Source organism: Urinicoccus massiliensis, from assembly GCF_900120405.1.
Taxonomy (GTDB): Bacteria; Bacillota; Clostridia; order Tissierellales; family Peptoniphilaceae; genus Urinicoccus; species Urinicoccus massiliensis.
The window spans coordinates 140,272-157,345 of record NZ_LT635492.1 but is presented as its reverse complement, the minus strand read 5'-3'; the positions used below and the strand labels follow the sequence as shown (position 1 = coordinate 157,345).

11 protein-coding genes, 17 tRNA genes, 3 rRNA genes and 1 pseudogene are annotated in these 17,074 nt (G+C 44.0%); all 32 read right to left on the bottom strand.

Annotated elements, in window-relative coordinates; genetic code table 11:
- Positions 1 to 4: 4 nt before the first annotated feature.
- Positions 5 to 1,684, bottom strand: coding sequence for a ribonuclease J (locus BQ7400_RS01040; RefSeq protein ID WP_034440115.1), 1,680 nt, complete (start codon positions 1,682 to 1,684; stop codon positions 5 to 7).
- Positions 1,671 to 2,132 (bottom strand): Fur family transcriptional regulator, encoded by a 462-nt coding sequence (locus tag BQ7400_RS01035; protein ID WP_034440117.1) that lies wholly within the window; start codon positions 2,130 to 2,132, stop codon positions 1,671 to 1,673. Before BQ7400_RS01035 ends, BQ7400_RS01040 begins: the two co-directional genes overlap by 14 nt.
- Positions 2,133 to 2,135: 3 nt before the next feature.
- Positions 2,136 to 2,381, bottom strand: a complete 246-nt coding sequence (locus BQ7400_RS01030) for a DUF1292 domain-containing protein (RefSeq protein WP_034440119.1) — start codon at positions 2,379 to 2,381, stop codon at positions 2,136 to 2,138.
- A gap of 11 nt (positions 2,382 to 2,392) precedes the next feature.
- Positions 2,393 to 2,818 carry a Holliday junction resolvase RuvX gene (ruvX, locus tag BQ7400_RS01025; RefSeq protein WP_034440121.1) on the bottom strand — a complete coding sequence of 142 codons (426 nt, stop codon included), beginning with the start codon at positions 2,816 to 2,818 and terminating at the stop codon, positions 2,393 to 2,395.
- Entirely contained in the window at positions 2,815 to 3,756 is a 942-nt protein-coding gene (locus tag BQ7400_RS01020) for an aldo/keto reductase (RefSeq protein WP_034440123.1), read from the bottom strand. Before BQ7400_RS01020 ends, ruvX begins: the two co-directional genes overlap by 4 nt.
- Before the next feature lie 41 nt (positions 3,757 to 3,797).
- Positions 3,798 to 4,049, bottom strand: a complete 252-nt coding sequence (locus tag BQ7400_RS01015; protein ID WP_034440125.1) for an IreB family regulatory phosphoprotein — start codon at positions 4,047 to 4,049, stop codon at positions 3,798 to 3,800.
- Positions 4,050 to 4,178: 129 nt separating this feature from the next.
- Positions 4,179 to 4,254 (bottom strand) — tRNA-Phe (locus tag BQ7400_RS01010).
- Between the two features lie 12 nt (positions 4,255 to 4,266).
- Positions 4,267 to 4,343 (bottom strand) — tRNA-Ile (locus tag BQ7400_RS01005).
- A gap of 4 nt (positions 4,344 to 4,347) precedes the next feature.
- Positions 4,348 to 4,438: transfer RNA gene (locus BQ7400_RS01000), tRNA-Ser, on the bottom strand.
- A gap of 4 nt (positions 4,439 to 4,442) precedes the next feature.
- Positions 4,443 to 4,531: transfer RNA gene (locus BQ7400_RS00995), tRNA-Ser, on the bottom strand.
- A gap of 21 nt (positions 4,532 to 4,552) precedes the next feature.
- A tRNA-Lys gene (locus BQ7400_RS00990) sits at positions 4,553 to 4,628 on the bottom strand.
- Between the two features lie 4 nt (positions 4,629 to 4,632).
- Positions 4,633 to 4,709, bottom strand: a tRNA-Gln gene (locus BQ7400_RS00985).
- A gap of 10 nt (positions 4,710 to 4,719) precedes the next feature.
- Positions 4,720 to 4,796: transfer RNA gene (locus BQ7400_RS00980), tRNA-Arg, on the bottom strand.
- A gap of 18 nt (positions 4,797 to 4,814) precedes the next feature.
- A tRNA-Gly gene (locus tag BQ7400_RS00975) sits at positions 4,815 to 4,888 on the bottom strand.
- Positions 4,889 to 4,925: 37 nt separating this feature from the next.
- Positions 4,926 to 5,011 (bottom strand) — tRNA-Tyr (locus BQ7400_RS00970).
- 5 nt (positions 5,012 to 5,016) lie between these two features.
- A tRNA-Thr gene (locus BQ7400_RS00965) sits at positions 5,017 to 5,092 on the bottom strand.
- 36 nt (positions 5,093 to 5,128) lie between these two features.
- A tRNA-Asp gene (locus BQ7400_RS00960) sits at positions 5,129 to 5,205 on the bottom strand.
- A gap of 30 nt (positions 5,206 to 5,235) precedes the next feature.
- A tRNA-Val gene (locus BQ7400_RS00955) sits at positions 5,236 to 5,311 on the bottom strand.
- Positions 5,312 to 5,320: 9 nt separating this feature from the next.
- Positions 5,321 to 5,395 (bottom strand) — tRNA-Glu (locus tag BQ7400_RS00950).
- 5 nt (positions 5,396 to 5,400) lie between these two features.
- Positions 5,401 to 5,477: transfer RNA gene (locus BQ7400_RS00945), tRNA-Met, on the bottom strand.
- A 6-nt stretch (positions 5,478 to 5,483) separates the two neighbouring features.
- Positions 5,484 to 5,572 (bottom strand) — tRNA-Leu (locus BQ7400_RS00940).
- Between the two features lie 3 nt (positions 5,573 to 5,575).
- Positions 5,576 to 5,650: transfer RNA gene (locus tag BQ7400_RS00935), tRNA-Asn, on the bottom strand.
- A gap of 52 nt (positions 5,651 to 5,702) precedes the next feature.
- Positions 5,703 to 5,819 (bottom strand): 5S ribosomal RNA (gene rrf / locus BQ7400_RS00930).
- Between the two features lie 21 nt (positions 5,820 to 5,840).
- Positions 5,841 to 8,700 (bottom strand): 23S ribosomal RNA (locus tag BQ7400_RS00925).
- A gap of 152 nt (positions 8,701 to 8,852) precedes the next feature.
- Positions 8,853 to 8,929: transfer RNA gene (locus tag BQ7400_RS00920), tRNA-Ile, on the bottom strand.
- 80 nt (positions 8,930 to 9,009) lie between these two features.
- Positions 9,010 to 10,532: ribosomal RNA gene (locus BQ7400_RS00915) — 16S ribosomal RNA — on the bottom strand.
- The 16S, 23S and 5S rRNA genes sit together here with 17 tRNA genes alongside, the layout of an rRNA operon.
- 387 nt (positions 10,533 to 10,919) lie before the next feature.
- Positions 10,920 to 11,918 carry an LCP family protein gene (locus BQ7400_RS00910; RefSeq protein WP_072469153.1) on the bottom strand — a complete coding sequence of 333 codons (999 nt, stop codon included), beginning with the start codon at positions 11,916 to 11,918 and terminating at the stop codon, positions 10,920 to 10,922.
- Between the two features lie 109 nt (positions 11,919 to 12,027).
- Positions 12,028 to 12,225 carry a type II toxin-antitoxin system antitoxin gene (locus tag BQ7400_RS00905; protein ID WP_034441053.1) on the bottom strand — a complete coding sequence of 66 codons (198 nt, stop codon included), beginning with the start codon at positions 12,223 to 12,225 and terminating at the stop codon, positions 12,028 to 12,030.
- The gene (locus tag BQ7400_RS00900; RefSeq protein ID WP_072469152.1) at positions 12,225 to 13,292 is read right to left on the bottom strand and encodes an SPFH domain-containing protein; all 1,068 of its coding nucleotides are present in this window, start codon (positions 13,290 to 13,292) and stop codon (positions 12,225 to 12,227) included. The genes BQ7400_RS00905 and BQ7400_RS00900 overlap by 1 nt, the downstream gene beginning before the upstream one ends.
- A gap of 125 nt (positions 13,293 to 13,417) precedes the next feature.
- Positions 13,418 to 13,813, bottom strand: a pseudogene (locus BQ7400_RS10375) (ISL3 family transposase); the annotation flags it as partial.
- On the bottom strand, positions 13,777 to 14,967 hold the full coding sequence (gene tuf / locus BQ7400_RS00890) for an elongation factor Tu (protein ID WP_072469150.1): 1,191 nt from the start codon (positions 14,965 to 14,967) through the stop codon (positions 13,777 to 13,779). The gene tuf and the pseudogene BQ7400_RS10375, both read right to left, overlap by 37 nt.
- Before the next feature lie 14 nt (positions 14,968 to 14,981).
- Positions 14,982 to 17,063: an elongation factor G gene (gene fusA, locus BQ7400_RS00885; protein ID WP_072469149.1), complete on the bottom strand. Its 2,082-nt coding sequence runs from the start codon at positions 17,061 to 17,063 to the stop codon at positions 14,982 to 14,984.
- Between the last annotated feature and the right edge of the window lie 11 nt (positions 17,064 to 17,074).

Genomic DNA, 17,074 nt, shown 5'->3' with positions numbered 1-17,074 from the left:
TTCATTATGAATTCTCTTTAACCTCCATGATAATTGGTAAAATCATCGGATTTCTTTTTGTCTTAGAGAATAAATAGCCTCTTAATTCATCTCTAATATCTGATTTTATTTGATTAAATTGGATGTTTCGCCCATTTAAGCTGTCTTGTACTTTTTTAAGAACAACCTTCTTAGCTCCAGACATTAAATTACCGGATTCCTTCACATAGACAAAGCCCCGGGAAATAATGTCCGGCCCTGAAACAATCTTTTTCTTTTCCTTATCAATGGCAACTACAACAGAAATAAGTCCATCTTCAGACAAGTGCTTTCGGTCTTTTAAGACGACGCTACCTACATCTCCTACACCCAGTCCATCTACCAAAACTTGGCCAGATGGAACTTTTTTGCCCATCCGTGCTTCTGATTGGCTAATTTCTAAACAGTCTCCATTTTCCAAAACAAAAACATTATCCTTGTTAATGCCCATTTTTTTTGCAATCTCAGCATGTTTTTTCAGGTGTCTGATTTCTCCATGACAGGGAACAAAATACTTGGGTTGCAAAATGGACAGCATCATCTTTAATTCCTCTTGGCAGGCATGGCCGGATACGTGAATTTCAGACAAAGATTCATAAATAACATTGACGTTTCGTTCAATTAAATTATTGATGACGGAAGACACTGCATTTTCATTTCCTGGAATTGGATGAGCCGACAAAATAACCACGTCATCTTGTCTTAATTTGATTTGCCTATGTTCATCATTGGAAATCCGAGTCAAGGCACTCATGGGCTCCCCTTGGGACCCCGTTGTAATTAAAACCAGTTGATGGGGGTTGTACTTATTCATATCCCGAATATCAATCATGGTATTGGGTTTTACCTGTAAATAACCAAGCCTTTGGGCCGTACTCATAACATTTAGCATGGACCGCCCGGACAGGACAACTTTTCGGTTGAACTTTTCCGCCGCATTAATGATTTGCTGAATTCTATGGACGTTAGATGCAAAAGTTGCAATAATAATCCGAGAGCGTCTGGTTTGGGAAAAAATACGATCAAAAGTTTCTCCAACCCTAGATTCACTCATGGTATAGCCGGGTCTTAAGACATTTGTCGATTCACCCATATAGCATAAAACGCCCCGGCTTCCTATTTCTCCCAAGCGGTTTAAGTCAATGGGTTTACCACTAATGGGAGTAAAGTCCACCTTAAAGTCTCCAGAGTGAACAATGGTGCCCAAAGGTGTTTTTATGGCTAAACATGAAGAATCTGGTATGGAGTGGTTAACCCGAATCCATTCTACTTCCAATTTACCCAGTCTTACCTTTTGCCCATGGCTTACAGTTTTTAACTTAGCCGTTCCCAGTAGACGGTGTTCCTTTAACTTGTTTTGAATCAAGCCCAAGGTTAATTTTGTCCCGTAAACCGGAATATTAATCTTTTTCAAAACATAGGGTATCGCACCAATATGGTCTTCATGGCCATGAGTAATGACCATCCCCCGAATCTTATGCTTGTTCTTTACCAAATACGAAATATCTGGAATGACAATATCAATTCCTGGCATTTCATCTCCCGGAAAAGTCATCCCACAGTCCACTAGAATAAGATCATCTCTATATTCAATAACCGTTAGGTTTTTTCCGACTTCGCGCATCCCACCTAGGGGGACAATGCGTATTTTGTTACTGTTTTTCATTCTTATCTCCTTTTTTTTGACAGTCTGCACAGTAACCATAAAATTTTAAGTTGTGATCTACTATTTTAAAGTTTTCTTTTTCCTCAATGGTATCTTCCAGAGCATCTAAAAAATCATATTCCACTTCAATCACCTTGCCACAGCTTAGGCAAATTACATGGTGGTGGTAGTGTTTATCTGTTTCATCCTTTAACTCATAGCGAGTCGTTTGATCATCAAAACTGATGGAATACAAGACTCCTAACTCATCAAAGAGTTGTACCGTCCGATAGACAGTGGCAATACCAATTTCTGAATCCTTTTTGGACACAATTTCATAAACATCCTCACAGGATAAGTGCTTGCCCTTATTTTCTAAAAAAACCCGGTAAATCTCTACTCTTTGGTTAGTAAACTTATAACCCTTACTTTTTAATAACTTTTTTACGAACTCTTCAGCACGATCCATGGCTTACTCCTTTTGATTTACTAGTTCTTCATAAGCTTCCTTCGCTATGGCCAGCTCATCGTCGTCGATTCCCACCAGGCATTCTTGTCCGTTTTGATCCAAGTCAATCCGTAAAATATATACCAAGGGTTCCAAGTCAATCACCGGTTCCATTGCTAAATAATCCATGTCATCAAGGGTAAATTTTCCCAGTATCCGAAACTCCATCGGGTGACCATTTTCATCTAAAAATGTTTCTATTTGGTTCATTCCCGCTCCCTTCAGTCTTCAGTGTTCTTCTGCATATCTAAATATTGTTGCAAGATATAGGTTGCAGCAACTTGATCCACAACTTTTTTCCGATTCTTTCTAGATACATCCGCTTCAATTAAAATTCGCTCAGCACTCACCGTTGTCAACCTCTCATCAACATAGACCAAGTCTAAGGGATAATTGTGCTTTAAAGCATTGACAAACTTTTGAACCTTCTTGCCTTGAGGTCCAAGAGAATTATTCATATTCTTTGGAAGCCCCACAACAACCCGGTCAACCTTTAAGTCTTCAATAATGGAGCGAACCTCCTCAACATCCTTCCATTTAGATGTTCGGACCAGCGTTTTATAGGCTGAGGCCACTAAAGCCGTAGGATCTGAAACCGCAATACCAATTCGGACATCTCCCACATCCAATCCTAAAACCCGCATCATATCACCTTAATACAGACTTCCGGACAGACTGTTGCACAATAGCCACATAAGATACAGGCATCATTAGGAACAGCCCTTCCATTGATTACATGAATTGCATCCTGCTTACAACGTTTAACGCAATTTCCGCAGCCAATACAATAGTCTGCCACAATCAAACGTCGTTTCTTCTTATGAATTTTCTCATAAGCATCCATATTTTCCTTGCGATTTAAAATCAGGTCAACATTATAGTCAACCTCTTCAATTGATTGCATTCCAATAGCAATAGAATCAATAAAATCTCTTTCCATAACCCACTTTATGGACTCTAAAGCATCTTGTTGCAAATGTCCTCCACCCAAGGCCTTCATCGAATAAATGCCAATGCCGTTACTGTGCAGATTCTTTAAGCTAGCGGTCATTTCTTCGACGTTACCATCTTGAATGCCAATTCCTCTTTGGTTATAAATGGGATGGATAACTTGAATTTCGGGATATTTTGTAATTGCCTGAGTACAAGCAATAAAATGCGTTGATACACCAATGCTTCGAATATAGCCGGCCTCTTTAAACTTACAAAAAGTCTCCAAAGCCTCGTGGTGGCCCTTTAAGGTATATTTACTCTCCTGTTCATGCAACATAAACAAGTCAATATAATCCGTACCTAAACCTTCTAAAGCCTTCTTCAAGCTCTCTGTGGCCGTCTTTTCATCATAGGCATAGCACTTACTTGCTATGACCACTTGACTCCGGTCAACCACCTTTAAAAGCTCTCTCAAATAGGCATAATTATCATAAATTTCAGCCGTATCGAAAAAATTTACACCACGTTCAGTAGCATGAATTAAGAGTCTAGCACCTTCATTAATGGATAGATTTGCCTGGAAAGGTGTCATAGTCAAGGTACCGAAACAAAGTTCCGACACATAGAGGTCCGTATTTCCTAAATAGCGCATTTGTCACCTCAACAGAAAAAAGATGGACAATGAGTCCACCTTTACTCACAATCTAAGTAGAAAGACAAAAGCTCTCCTAGTAATTCATCACGTTCAACTTCTTGGATAATGGATCTAGCGTTATTATAACTTGTAATATAAGTTGGATCACCGGATAAAACATATCCAACAATTTGATCAATCGGATGATAGCCTTTTTCTTCAAGAGCCTCATAGACTTTTTTTAAAATTGATTTCATTCGTTCATGATCAAGCATCTTTTTTTCAAACACTTGTGTTTCAAAACTATCCATAATATCCCTCCATATTTAGTATTATACCATATACATTCCATAAATGTATAGTCATCTTTAGCCAGGAAGTAAAGTTCCCTATAACAAAAAAAGCTCCCAAAAGGAACTTTTAAATAAAATAATTTTATTTGGTGCCCAGAGCCGGAATCGAACCAGCGACACGTGGATTTTCAGTCCACTGCTCTACCGACTGAGCTATCTGGGCCTATATGTAAAATGGTGGGCCTTCAGGGACTTGAACCCCGGACCTGCCGGTTATGAGCCGGATGCTCTGACCAACTGAGCTAAAGGCCCACTATGGCGGAGAAGGAGGGATTTGAACCCTCGCGCCCCGTGAAGGACCTACTCCCTTAGCAGGGGAGCCTCTTCAGCCACTTGAGTACTTCTCCATTTTGGCGGAGAGGGTGGGATTCGAACCCACGCGGGCGTGAACCCAAACGGTTTTCAAGACCGCCTCGTTATGACCACTTCGATACCTCTCCATATCTGCGTAAATAAAAAAATGGTGATCCATCCGCGACTCGAACGCGGGACACCCTGATTAAAAGTCAGGTGCTCTACCGACTGAGCTAATGGATCAAAATGGCTGGGGCGACAGGACTCGAACCTGTGGAATGCCAGAGTCAAAGTCTGGTGCCTTACCGACTTGGCTACGCCCCAAAGAAATTAGTGGTGCACCTAGGAGGATTCGAACCCCCGGCACACGGATTAGAAGTCCGTTGCTCTATCCTACTGAGCTATAGGTGCCTATAAGATAGACATTAATGGAGCGGGTGAAGAGAATCGAACTCTCGCAACCAGCTTGGAAGGCTGGGGCTCTACCACTGAGCTACACCCGCAAATCGTGTAGTACTTCTAATGCTATGAAATTGAATATGGTGGAGGAGAGTGGATTCGAACCACTGAAAGCTGAGCTAACGGATTTACAGTCCGTCCCCTTTGGCCAACTCGGGAACTCCTCCAAGTTTGGAGCTGGTGGGAGGACTTGAACCCCTAACCTACTGATTACAAGTCAGTTGCTCTACCAATTGAGCTACACCAGCTTATTTGTCTACTAACTTATAATTAAGTAGTATGTATGGCGACCTGGATCGGGTTCGAACCGACGACCTCCAGCGTGACAGGCTGGCATTCTAACCAACTGAACTACCAGGCCGCATAAATTAGATTTTAAAAAGTAATTATTTGGTGGGCGCAATAGGGCTCGAACCTATGACCCCCTGCTTGTAAGGCAGATGCTCTCCCAGCTGAGCTATGCGCCCAAATAATTATGGTGACCCCATCGGGATTCGAACCCGAGATACCGCCGTGAAAGGGCGATGTCTTAACCGCTTGACCATGGGGCCTTTTATGGTAGCGGGAGAAGGATTTGAACCTTCGACCTTCGGGTTATGAGCCCGACGAGCTACCAGACTGCTCCATCCCGCGTCACACTGGTGCCGAGGACCGGAATCGAACCGGTACGGTGTTTAACCACCGCAGGATTTTAAGTCCTGTGCGTCTGCCTGTTCCGCCACCCCGGCTTGTGGCTCTCAGGGTGGGACTCGAACCCACAACCTACCGGTTAACAGCCGGTTGCTCCACCATTGAGCTACCTAAGATTATGTGGCACTTGGCAAACTTCTTATGCCACTTCTTCATGCCTTGCGGCTTGTCCGGCAATATCCTACTTTCCCAGGTCGTTGCCAACCAAGTATCATCGGCGCATAGAGGCTTAACTTCCGTGTTCGGTATGGTTACGGGTGGTACCCTCTTGCTATGGTCACCGGATCCTACATCCTCCAATTTTCTTTGGTCAAGTCTTCGGCCGATTAGTACTTCTTAGCTCCACACATTGCTGTGCTTCCACCTGAAGCCTATCTACCTCATTTTCTTCAAGGGGCCTTATTCTTTCGATGGGAAATCTTATCTCGAGGTTGGCTTCGTGCTTAGATGCCTTCAGCTCTTATCCAGTCCAAACGTAGCTACTCAGCTGTGCACTTGGCAGTACAACTGATGCACCAGTGGTTTGTCCATCCCGGTCCTCTCGTACTAAGGATAGCTCCTCTCAAATTTCCTGCGCCCACGACGGATAGGGACCGAACTGTCTCGCGACGTTCTGAACCCAGCTCGCGTGCCTCTTTAATGGGCGAACAGCCCAACCCTTGGGACCTACTTCAGCCCCAGGATGAGACGAGCCGACATCGAGGTGCCAAACCTCCCCGTCGATGTGGACTCTTGGGGGAGATAAGCCTGTTATCCCCGGGGTAGCTTTTATCCGTTGAGCGATGGCCCTTCCACGCGGTACCACCGGATCACTAAGTCCTGCTTTCGCATCTGCTCGAGTTGTCGCTCTCGCAGTTAAGCTCCCTTCTGCCTTTGCACTCTTCGCACGATTTCCGTCCGTGCTGAGGGAACCTTTGAACGCCTCCGTTACTCTTTCGGAGGCGACCGCCCCAGTCAAACTGCCCGACTGACAGTGTCCCGCTTCCGGTTTCACGGAAGTCGGTTAGAATTCTAAGATAAAAAGAGTGGTATCCCACCATTGGCTCCCCATATACTGGCGTACATGGCTCTCTGCCTCCCACCTATCCTGTACAGTTTATCCCAAAATCCAATGTCAACCTACAGTAAAGCTCCACGGGGTCTTTCCGTCCTGTCGTGGGTAAGCGGCATCTTTACCGCTACTACAATTTCACCGGATCCTTTGTTGAGACAGTGCCCAAATCGTTACACCTTTCGTGCGGGTCGGAACTTACCCGACAAGGAATTTCGCTACCTTAGGACCGTTATAGTTACGGCCGCCGTTTACTGGGGCTTCAGCTCGGAGCTTCGCTTGCGCTAACTCGTCCCCTTAACCTTCCAGCACCGGGCAGGTGTCAGCACCTATACTTCGTCTTTCGACTTCGCAGATACTTGTGTTTTTGGTAAACAGTCGCTTGGGCCTTTTCACTGCGGCCCCCTTTTACAGGGGCTCCCCTTCTCCCGAAGTTACGGGGTCATTTTGCCGAGTTCCTTAACAAAGGTTCTTCCGCTCGTCTTAGGATTCTCTCCTCACCTACCTGTGTCGGTTTGCGGTACGGGCAATGGTATCTCTTAGAAGCTTTTCTTGGCAGTTTGGTTCGTTTAGACTTCTCTACTTGTTTTCAATCCGCATCACACTTCAGCATCTTCAGAAGACGGATTTGCCTATCTTCTTGCCTTTGTGCTTGCACGCCTCACCAACTGGGCGCTCTATTTCCCCTCCTGCGTCACTCCATCATCAGCAATACCATCGGTACAGGAATTTCCACCTGTTGTCCATCGACTACGCTTTTCAGCCTCGCCTTAGGTCCCGACTTACCCTGAGTGGACGAGCCTTCCTCAGGAATCCTTGGGTTTTCGACGGGTGAGATTCTCACTCACCTCTCGCTACTCATGCCAGCATTCTCTCTTGTATAGGCTCCACAATGGCTTACGCCTTTTGCTTCGTTGTCTATACAATGCTCCTCTACCAACGTTATTCGTTCCACGACTTCGGTATCTATTTTAGCCCCGGTTATCTTCGGCGCAGAGTCACTTGACTAGTGAGCTATTACGCACTCTTTCAATGGATGGCTGCTTCTAAGCCAACATCCTAGTTGTCTGAGTAACTCCACATCCTTTCCCACTTAAATAGTATTTTGGGACCTTAGTCGGTGGTCTGGGCTCTTTCCCTTTCGACAATGAAGCTCATCCCTCACTGTCTGACTCCATAGGCTTTGTTTGGGTATTCGGAGTTTGATAGGCCGCGGTAACATCACATGTCCCTTGGCGATTCAGTGCTCTACCCCCCAAACAGTTTTTCCTACAGGCTAGCCCTAAAGCTATTTCGAGGAGAACCAGCTATCTCCGTGTTCGATTGGCTTTTCACCCCTATCCACAGGTCATCCGATAACTTTTAAACGTTACCCGGTTCGAGCCTCCATGTCGTTTTACCAACACTTCACTCTGCCCATGGATAGATCACACGGTTTCGGGTCTACAACTTCAAACTTCCCGCCCTATTCAGACTCGGTTTCCCTGCGGCTCCAAAGTTTTTCTTCTTAACCTTGCTTGAAATCATAACTCGCTGGCCCGTTCTACAAAAAGTACGATATCGTGGCCTAAAACCACTTTATCTGCTTGTAAACATCAGGTTTCAGATTCTATTTCACTCCCCTCCCGGGGTTCTTTTCACCGTTCCCTCACGGTACTATGCGCTATCGGTCACCAAGGAGTATTTAGCCTTAGGGGGTGGTCCCCCTATCTTCCCACAAGGTTTCACGTGTCTCGTGGTACTCTTCGGAGTTCGCTCATTGTGCATTTCGTGTACGGGGCTGTTACCCTCTCTGGCGGATCTTCCCATATCCTTCTACTATACACAATCAGTCGTTACGCTCCTGGGCTCTTTCCCGTTCGCTCGCCGCTACTTGGGAAATCGAGGTTTCTTTCTTTTCCTCGGGGTACTTAGATGTTTCAGTTCCCCCGGTCTTCCTTCCATACACTATGGATTCATGCATGGATGTATGAGGTTTGCTCATACGGGTTTCCCCATTCGGACATCAACGGATTCACGTCTATTTGCGACTCCCCGTTGCTTTTCGCAGCTTATCACGTCCTTCTTCGGCTCTTGGTGCCAAGGCATCCACCTGATGCTCTTTCTAACTTGACCTTTGTTTCAGTTTTCCTTAAAACTGTTTTCTATCCGGTAAAAATGTCTTTTCTTTACTCTCGTTATTGAATAATTTGAAAATCTCATTCTTACTTTTAAAATTGGAGTATGTAGTTTTCATTGTGCATCTAAACTAAACCGAAGTTTAGTTGTGGTGGACCTGGGTGGACTCGAACCACCGACCTCACGCTTATCAGGCGTGCGCTCTAACCAGCTGAGCTACAGGTCCATGTCAGAGCCAAAAAATCCAGTGTAAGAGTTAAGAAATGACTTGATTGCTCAAGGCCCACTTCTTTCTGAACTCCTTAGAAAGGAGGTGATCCAGCCGCACCTTCCGATACGGCTACCTTGTTACGACTTCACCCCAGTCATTGATCCTACCTTCGACGCCTGCCTCCAAACGGTTAGCTCGGCGGCTTCGGGTATTACCAACTCCCATGGTGTGACGGGCGGTGTGTACAAGACCCGGGAACGCATTCACCGCGACATTCTGATTCGCGATTACTAGCAACTCCGACTTCATGTAGGCGAGTTGCAGCCTACAATCCGAACTGAGATCGGCTTTTTGAGATTCGCTTGAGATCGCTCGCTCGCTGCTCTCTGTACCGACCATTGTAGCACGTGTGTAGCCCAAGGCATAAAGGGCATGATGATTTGACGTCATCCCCACCTTCCTCCGATTTATCATCGGCAGTCCCTTTAGAGTTCCCATCCGAAATGCTGGCAACTAAAGGTAAGGGTTGCGCTCGTTGCGGGACTTAACCCAACATCTCACGACACGAGCTGACGACAACCATGCACCACCTGTTTTACTGTTCCGAAGAAAAGGTCTATCTCTAGACCGATCATTAAAATGTCTAGCCTTGGTAAGGTTCTTCGCGTTGCTTCGAATTAAACCACATGCTCCGCTGCTTGTGCGGGTCCCCGTCAATTCCTTTGAGTTTCATGCTTGCGCACGTACTCCCCAGGCGGAGTGCTTAATGTGTTAACTGCGGCACCGAGTTGCCCCGACACCTAGCACTCATCGTTTACAGCGTGGACTACCAGGGTATCTAATCCTGTTTGCTCCCCACGCTTTCGTTCCTCAGCGTCAGTTTAAGTCCAGTAAGTCGCCTTCGCCACCGGTATTCTTCCTAATATCTACGCATTTCACCGCTACACTAGGAATTCCACTTACCTCTCCTTAACTCAAGTCTACCAGTTTCCAATGCTTACATGGGTTGAGCCCATGCCTTTCACATCGGACTTGGTAGACCGCCTGCGAACCCTTTACGCCCAGTGATTCCGGACAACGCTCGCCCCCTACGTATTACCGCGGCTGCTGGCACGTAGTTAGCCGGGGCTTCCTCCTATGGTACCGTCATTATCTTCCCATAGGACAGAGCTTTACGACTCGAAAGCCTTCATCGCTCACGCGGCGTCGCTGCATCAGAGTTTCCTCCATTGTGCAATATTCCCCACTGCTGCCTCCCGTAGGAGTTTGGACCGTGTCTCAGTTCCAATGTGACCGTTCACCCTCTCAGGCCGGTTACTGATCATGGCCTTGGTGGGCCGTTACCCCACCAACTAGCTAATCAGGCGCGAGACCATCTTTCACCACCGGAGTTTTAACATTTCTTCCATGCGAAGGAAATGTGTCATAGGGTATTAATCCCGGTTTCCCGAGGCTATCCCCTTGTGAAAGGCAGGTTTCTCACGTGTTACTCACCCGTCCGCCGCTAATCCATTTTATCTTCTCTCCGAAGAGATCGGTTAAAATTTCATCGCTCGACTTGCATGTGTTAGGCGCGCCGCCAGCGTTCGTCCTGAGCCAGGATCAAACTCTCAATTAAAAAGTTTTTTCCATTTTATCGTCTTTAGACTGACTCCGGATTCTTCACTGAAGTTCCGCTTTTTTGCTTTTGCTTGTGTGTTCATTCTCTTACACTGTTTAGTTTTTTTGGTTCTGTTGTAACTGATCTCTTTACGAGATAGCTTAATTATTTTACCACCGATAAAAGGCTCTTGTCAAGAACTTTTTTGCTTTTTCTTAACGGACTTTTTACTTGTGGAAAACAACATGTATTAGTTTACCAAGTCTCCCTGACTTTGTCAAGGACCTTTTTGGTTTTTCTTGCTACTTCTTAAAAGGCTTTTTGCCTTGTTTTGAGTAGCTTGTATAGTTTACTGAAATTTTAGCTTTTTGTCAATAGAAAAGTAAAAAAAGCAACTAGCTTTTGCTAATTGCTTTTTCCGCCTTCTTGATTTTGCCCTTGGTCTGTCTGGCTCTCCTCATTTTCCTGTTTTTGATCCTCCAATTGCATTTGCCTTCTAGCAGATTCTTTTTCCACAAACCAATAGGAAATATCATCAATCATCTTTTCTTGTCCTTCTAGAGTAGCCATATGAATGTTTTCTTTGTCTAAGGATAGGCCAAAATAAGCTAAATCAACAATTTGACCATAGGATAGGTCGCTTTCTATGTTTTCATTTGCTATATCAATTAACTGGGGCAATTTAAAGATAATGCTCTTATTTTTCATTTTTTGGAAAAGGGCCATGAGAAATTTTTGTTGTTGGTTAATCCGTCCAATGTCTTGATCAGCATAGGCCTTTCGAATCCTTAAAAAGTCCACAGCTTTTTCTCCTGCAACCATATGGTATCCCTTGGTAAAATTAATTCGTAAGGCAGGTTTCACCAGGGTATCTGTATATTTATAGTCCACCGGCAAGTAGACTTCCACTCCACCTGCAGCCTGGGTTAGTTCTTTTACTGCATTATAGCGAACGATGGCATGGTAGTCGATTTTAATGCCTAAGAAGTCTTCCACCGTTTTTTCCACCAGGGGATAACCTCCATGAGACCAAGCGTGGTTGATTTTTGTCTTGGAATAGCCAGGTATGTTAACATAGGTATCTCGCGGGACCGATAGGAGTTGAACGGTTTTTTTCACAGGATCAATTGAAAATACCATGATTGTGTCTGATCTTGATCCGTACTCTTCTGCTGTATATTCATTTGTCGCTGTTTCATCGACTCCTAGAATTAAGATGTGAAGGGGTTGGTCTCCCTTAAAAGCATTAATCCTAGGTAGGTCTTTAACATCTGTCTGTTGGGATTGGTTACTTCGCACCTGTGCTTGCTTGGAGGACTGGGGCTTTAGTAGGTTGCCCAAAATAAGTCCTGCCAAGAGTAAAAGAATAGTCAGGGCGATAAAAATCCGATAGAGTATTTTCAAATCAAACCTTCTTTCAATAATATCATTTAGTTTATTTTACCTAATTTTAAACAATACTGCAAGATTGATTCTTCCTTATTTAAAGAAAGAAGGCTGGAAATTTCCAGCCTTAGTCTATATCAATATCCAGGGGTTGATCAATTGTTTCCCCTACATACTTCCCATCTTTTTTCCTTTGTTTTACGCATTCCGTTAAGAGGTATTCAATTTGTCCATTGATTGACCGAAAATCGTCCTCTGCCCAGGAAGCAATTTGCTCATATAACTTTTTTGAAACTCGTAGTGGAATTTGTTTTTTAGCCGTCATTAATAAAGACTTCCCGAATTAATAACGGGGGACACTTCGCTGTTACCACAAAGAACCACCATTAGGTTGGAGACCATGGCAGCCTTTCTTTCTTCATCCAGGTCAACAACCCCCTTGTCTTCTAATTGATCTAAGGCCATTTCAACCATTCCTACAGCTCCATCAACAATCATAGCTCTAGCATCGATTAGGGCAGATGCTTGTTGTCTAACCAACATGGATTGTGCAATTTCTGGAGCATAGGAAAGGTGGGTAATACGAGCGTCTACAATTTCTAAACCTGCAAATTCAACTCTAGATTGGATATCTTCTTTGATTCTTCTTGCAACAACTTCGCTAGATCCTCTCAAGGACCCGTCATCAGGTTCTCCATCTCCTGTCGTGTCAATTTTATAGTTGGGATTTACATCATAGGGATATTGACGGACAATGTTTCTTAAGGCGGTATCTGCTTGAAGGGATAGGTATTCTTTAAAGTTATCTACATTAAAGACAGCCTTTGCTGTATCCTTAACCTTCCACATGACTGCAATGCCTATTTCAACAGGATTCCCTAAATAATCGTTGATTTTTTGCTTACTATTATTTAAAGTCATAACCTTTAAAGAAATCCGTTTGTCTTCTAAGGCTCCTGGACTTCTCTCTTGTCCCTTGTCTGCTTGACCTAGCTTTTTTACCTCTTTAACATCGCCACTTTGTCCCAATCTTGTACTAGCAGCAGGATTGAAGGCCCTGGCAAATGGGTGGATAAAGTAAAATCCTTCTCCTTTTACAGTGCCAATATATTTGCCAAATACGGTAAAAACATAGGCCTCTTGCGGCCTAAGAATTTTTAAGCCACATAGTATAATCCATGCCAGGCCTATATAGAGGATAGCTAGAATAAAAACTAGTTTTTCAGTAAATCCAACACCATAATAAGGTATTGTTTCATTAACGTAGCCTACATAGCTTATTATATAAATAACCGCCAGTCCTAGGCCCAAGAGGTATCCAAGGAGAACATAGAGTCCTATTTTACGTCCCTTGAGAATCTTCTCTTTAATTTCTTTTTCTTCATTTTTCATAATCCACCTCCGAGATCTATTTTGATATCAAAATAATATCACGTTTTAAATTGGATAGCAAGGCTTTTTATAAAATAAAAGGCTCTTTGTCAAATATTGGGGTGAGATCTATTCTCGCCCCTTCTTTATGCCCGAAAGACCATTAAAATGCGACTCTTAAAGTTCTCAAAATTCCGATACCCATAGGAAACCCGTTTAATCACTTTGATTTTGTTGTTAAAGCCTTCTGTTTGTCCATTGGTGATGCCTGTGGAAAAGGCGTTTAGGATTTCTTCTTTCCAGTTTTCATAGGCCCGAATACTGGCTTTAAATTCCTTTAATTCACTTTCTTTGGCTGTCCAGATCCACTTGTCTAAGGCCTGTCTTGCTTCTTCTTTGCTGGAGGCATCTAAGACGTCATAAAAGCGTTCTTTTAAGAAATAAGCTTCTTTGATTTCCTTGTCTTGCCAAAGCATTAGTTCCAGCTTTTCTTTTTCTTCGGGGCTTAGCCGACTGCCTTTTTTCCGTAGGATGGACTTGGACCGTTTAAAGTAGAGGCGATACTTTGCATCCCTTGTCTTTTGTCGTGTCTTGCGGNTAGGGTTACGGTAAAGGTTGCGTTGTCTCCTGGCATTACCATTTCTACGCCATCGGCTAATTGGATGTCACCGGTTACGTCTGTGGTTCTGAAGTAGAATTGGGGTCTATAACCGTTGAAGAACGGGGTATGACGTCCACCTTCTTCTTTGGTTAGTACGTATACTTCTGCTTCAAATTTTGTATGGGGTTGGATGGTTCCTGGGGCTGCCAGTACTTGTCCACGTTCGATTTCGTCTCTTTGGACTCCACGTAGTAAGACTCCGATGTTGTCTCCAGCTTGGGCTTCGTCTAACATTTTCTTGAACATTTCTACGCCGGTTACGACGACGGTTCTCTTTTCTTCGGTTAATCCGACGATTTCTACGTTGTCGTTTACTTTTACGACTCCGCGTTCTACACGGCCTGTTGCTACGGTTCCACGTCCTGTAATGGAGAAGATGTCTTCTACGGGCATTAGGAAGGGGTGTTCTGTATCACGTTTTGGTGCTGGAATGTATTCGTCAACTTCTTCCATTAATTTGATGATTTTGTCTCCCCATTCTCCGTCTGGATCTTCTAGGGCTTTTAGGGCGGATCCTACTACGATGGGTGTGTTGTCTCCGTCGAATTCGTATTCGCTTAAGAGGTCACGAACTTCCATTTCTACTAATTCGATAAGTTCTGGGTCGTCTACTTGGTCTTCTTTGTTTAGGAAGACAACGATCTTTGGTACGCCTACTTGGCGGGAAAGTAGAATGTGTTCACGGGTTTGGGGCATGGGTCCGTCTGCTGCGGATACTACGAGGATGGCGCCGTCCATTTGGGCTGCTCCTGTGATCATGTTTTTAACGTAGTCGGCATGGCCTGGGCAGTCTACGTGGGCGTAGTGACGGTTTGGTGTTTCGTATTCTACGTGGGATGTGGAAATGGTGATTCCACGTTCTCTTTCTTCGGGTGCCTTGTCGATGTTGGAGTAGTCTACGAATTCTCCTGAGCCGTATCTCTTGTTGAGTACAAGGGTGATGGCTGCTGTTAGGGTTGTTTTACCGTGGTCAACGTGACCAATGGTTCCAATGTTTACGTGGGGTTTCGTTCTTTCAAATTTTTCTTTTGCCATGGTTCTCCTCCTAATTAATCATTCTTTTTCTTATCGCCAAGTACTTCGTCTGCGATATTCTTTGGCACTTGTTCATAGTGGTCAAATTGCATAGAATAAGTTGCACGACCTTGTGTGTTTGATCTCAAGCTTGTAGCATAACCAAACATTTCAGCCAAGGGAACGTAGGATGTTACAATTTGTGCACCTGCAACTAGTTCCATACCTTCCATACGGCCTCTTCGTGAGTTAATATCTCCGATAACATCTCCCATATATTCTTCAGGAGTGGTAATTTCAACTTTCATAACTGGTTCTAATAAGACCGGGTTCCCCTTGGATAGGGCGTCTCTTAAAGCCATAGAACCTGCAATCTTAAAGGCCATTTCAGATGAGTCGACATCATGGAAAGACCCGTCATAAAGAGTTACAGCCACATCTAGGACTTCGTATCCACCTAAGATACCAGATTGCATTGCTTCTTCGATACCAGATTGGGTTGGTCCAATAAATTCTTTCGGAATGGCCCCTCCGACAATCTTGTTTTCAAAGACAAATCCAGATCCTGGTTCTCCCGGAGTAACGTGAATCTTGGCATGTCCGTATTGTCCACGACCACCAGATTGACGTACATATTTACCTTCACCATCAGCTTCATTTAAGATGGATTCACGATAAGATACTTGTGGGTTACCGATGTTGGCTTCTACTTTAAATTCTCTCAACATCCGGTCAACGATAATATCCAAGTGGAGTTCACCCATCCCAGCAATAATGGTTTGGCCTGTTTCTTCGTCTGTATAGGTTTTAAAAGTTGGATCTTCTTCTGCTAACTTTTGAAGGGCAATGGCCATCTTATCTTGAGATGCCTTGGTTTTTGGTTCAATAGCAACTGAGATAACTGGTTCTGGGAATTCCATTTGTTCTAGAATAACTTCATTGGCTTGGTCGCAAAGAGTATCCCCTGTAGAGGTGTCTTTTAAACCAACTGCTGCAGCAATATCTCCAGCATAAACTTTTTCTACTTCAACACGCTTGTTGGCATGCATTAGCAGAATACGGCCAATCCGTTCTTTTTTACCCTTAGTAGAGTTGTAAACATAGGAGCCGGCTTCCAATGTTCCTGAGTAAACACGGAAGTAAGCCAATTTACCTACATAGGGGTCGGTAACAATCTTAAAAGCTAAGGCAGAGAAGGGTTCTTCATCACTGGCGTGACGTTCTGTTTCTTCATCTGTAGTGGGATCTACCCCTTTAATAGCTGGAATGTCCAAAGGAGATGGCAGGTAGTCAATAATAGCATCCAACAATAATTGAACGCCCTTGTTTTTATAACTGGACCCACAAGTTACTGGAGTGATTTCAACGGCCAAGGTTCCCTTACGGATGGCTGATTTGAGTTCATCTTCAGTAATTTCTTCTCCTTCTAAATACTTCATCATAAGCTCTTCATCAAATTCTACAACGCGTTCAACTAGAGCATCACGGTATTTAGTAACAATTTCTTCGTATTCAGCTGGGACATCGGTGATTTCAATTTCAGTTCCCAATTCATCTTTATAAACTTCAGCTTTTTGAGTAACTAAGTCAATCATTCCGATGAAGTTTTCTTCAGCTCCCATTGGGATTTGAATAGGAATTGGGTTCCCATGTAACTTCTTGTCAATGGTTTCAACACTTCTAAAAAAATCTGCACCTGTAACATCCATCTTGTTGATGTGGGCAATTCTCGGAACATGATATTTGTCCGCTTGGCGCCAAACTGTTTCAGATTGTGGTTCTACACCGCTTTTTGCGTCAAATAGAGCAACAGCACCATCTAGTACCCGTAAGGAACGTTCAACTTCAACTGTAAAGTCAACGTGTCCAGGGGTGTCAATGATGTTTAAGCGGTAGCCCTTCCAATGGGCAGTTGTTGCCGCACTGGTAATTGTAATCCCACGTTCTTGTTCTTGTTCCATCCAGTCCATTTGTGCTGCACCCTCATGGGTTTCACCAATTTTGTGGATTTTACCTGTGTAGTAAAGGATTCTTTCAGTTGTTGTTGTTTTACCAGCATCAATATGGGCCATAATCCCGATATTTCTGGTTTTTTCTAAAGGTATTTCTCTAGGCACGAGTCTTCCTC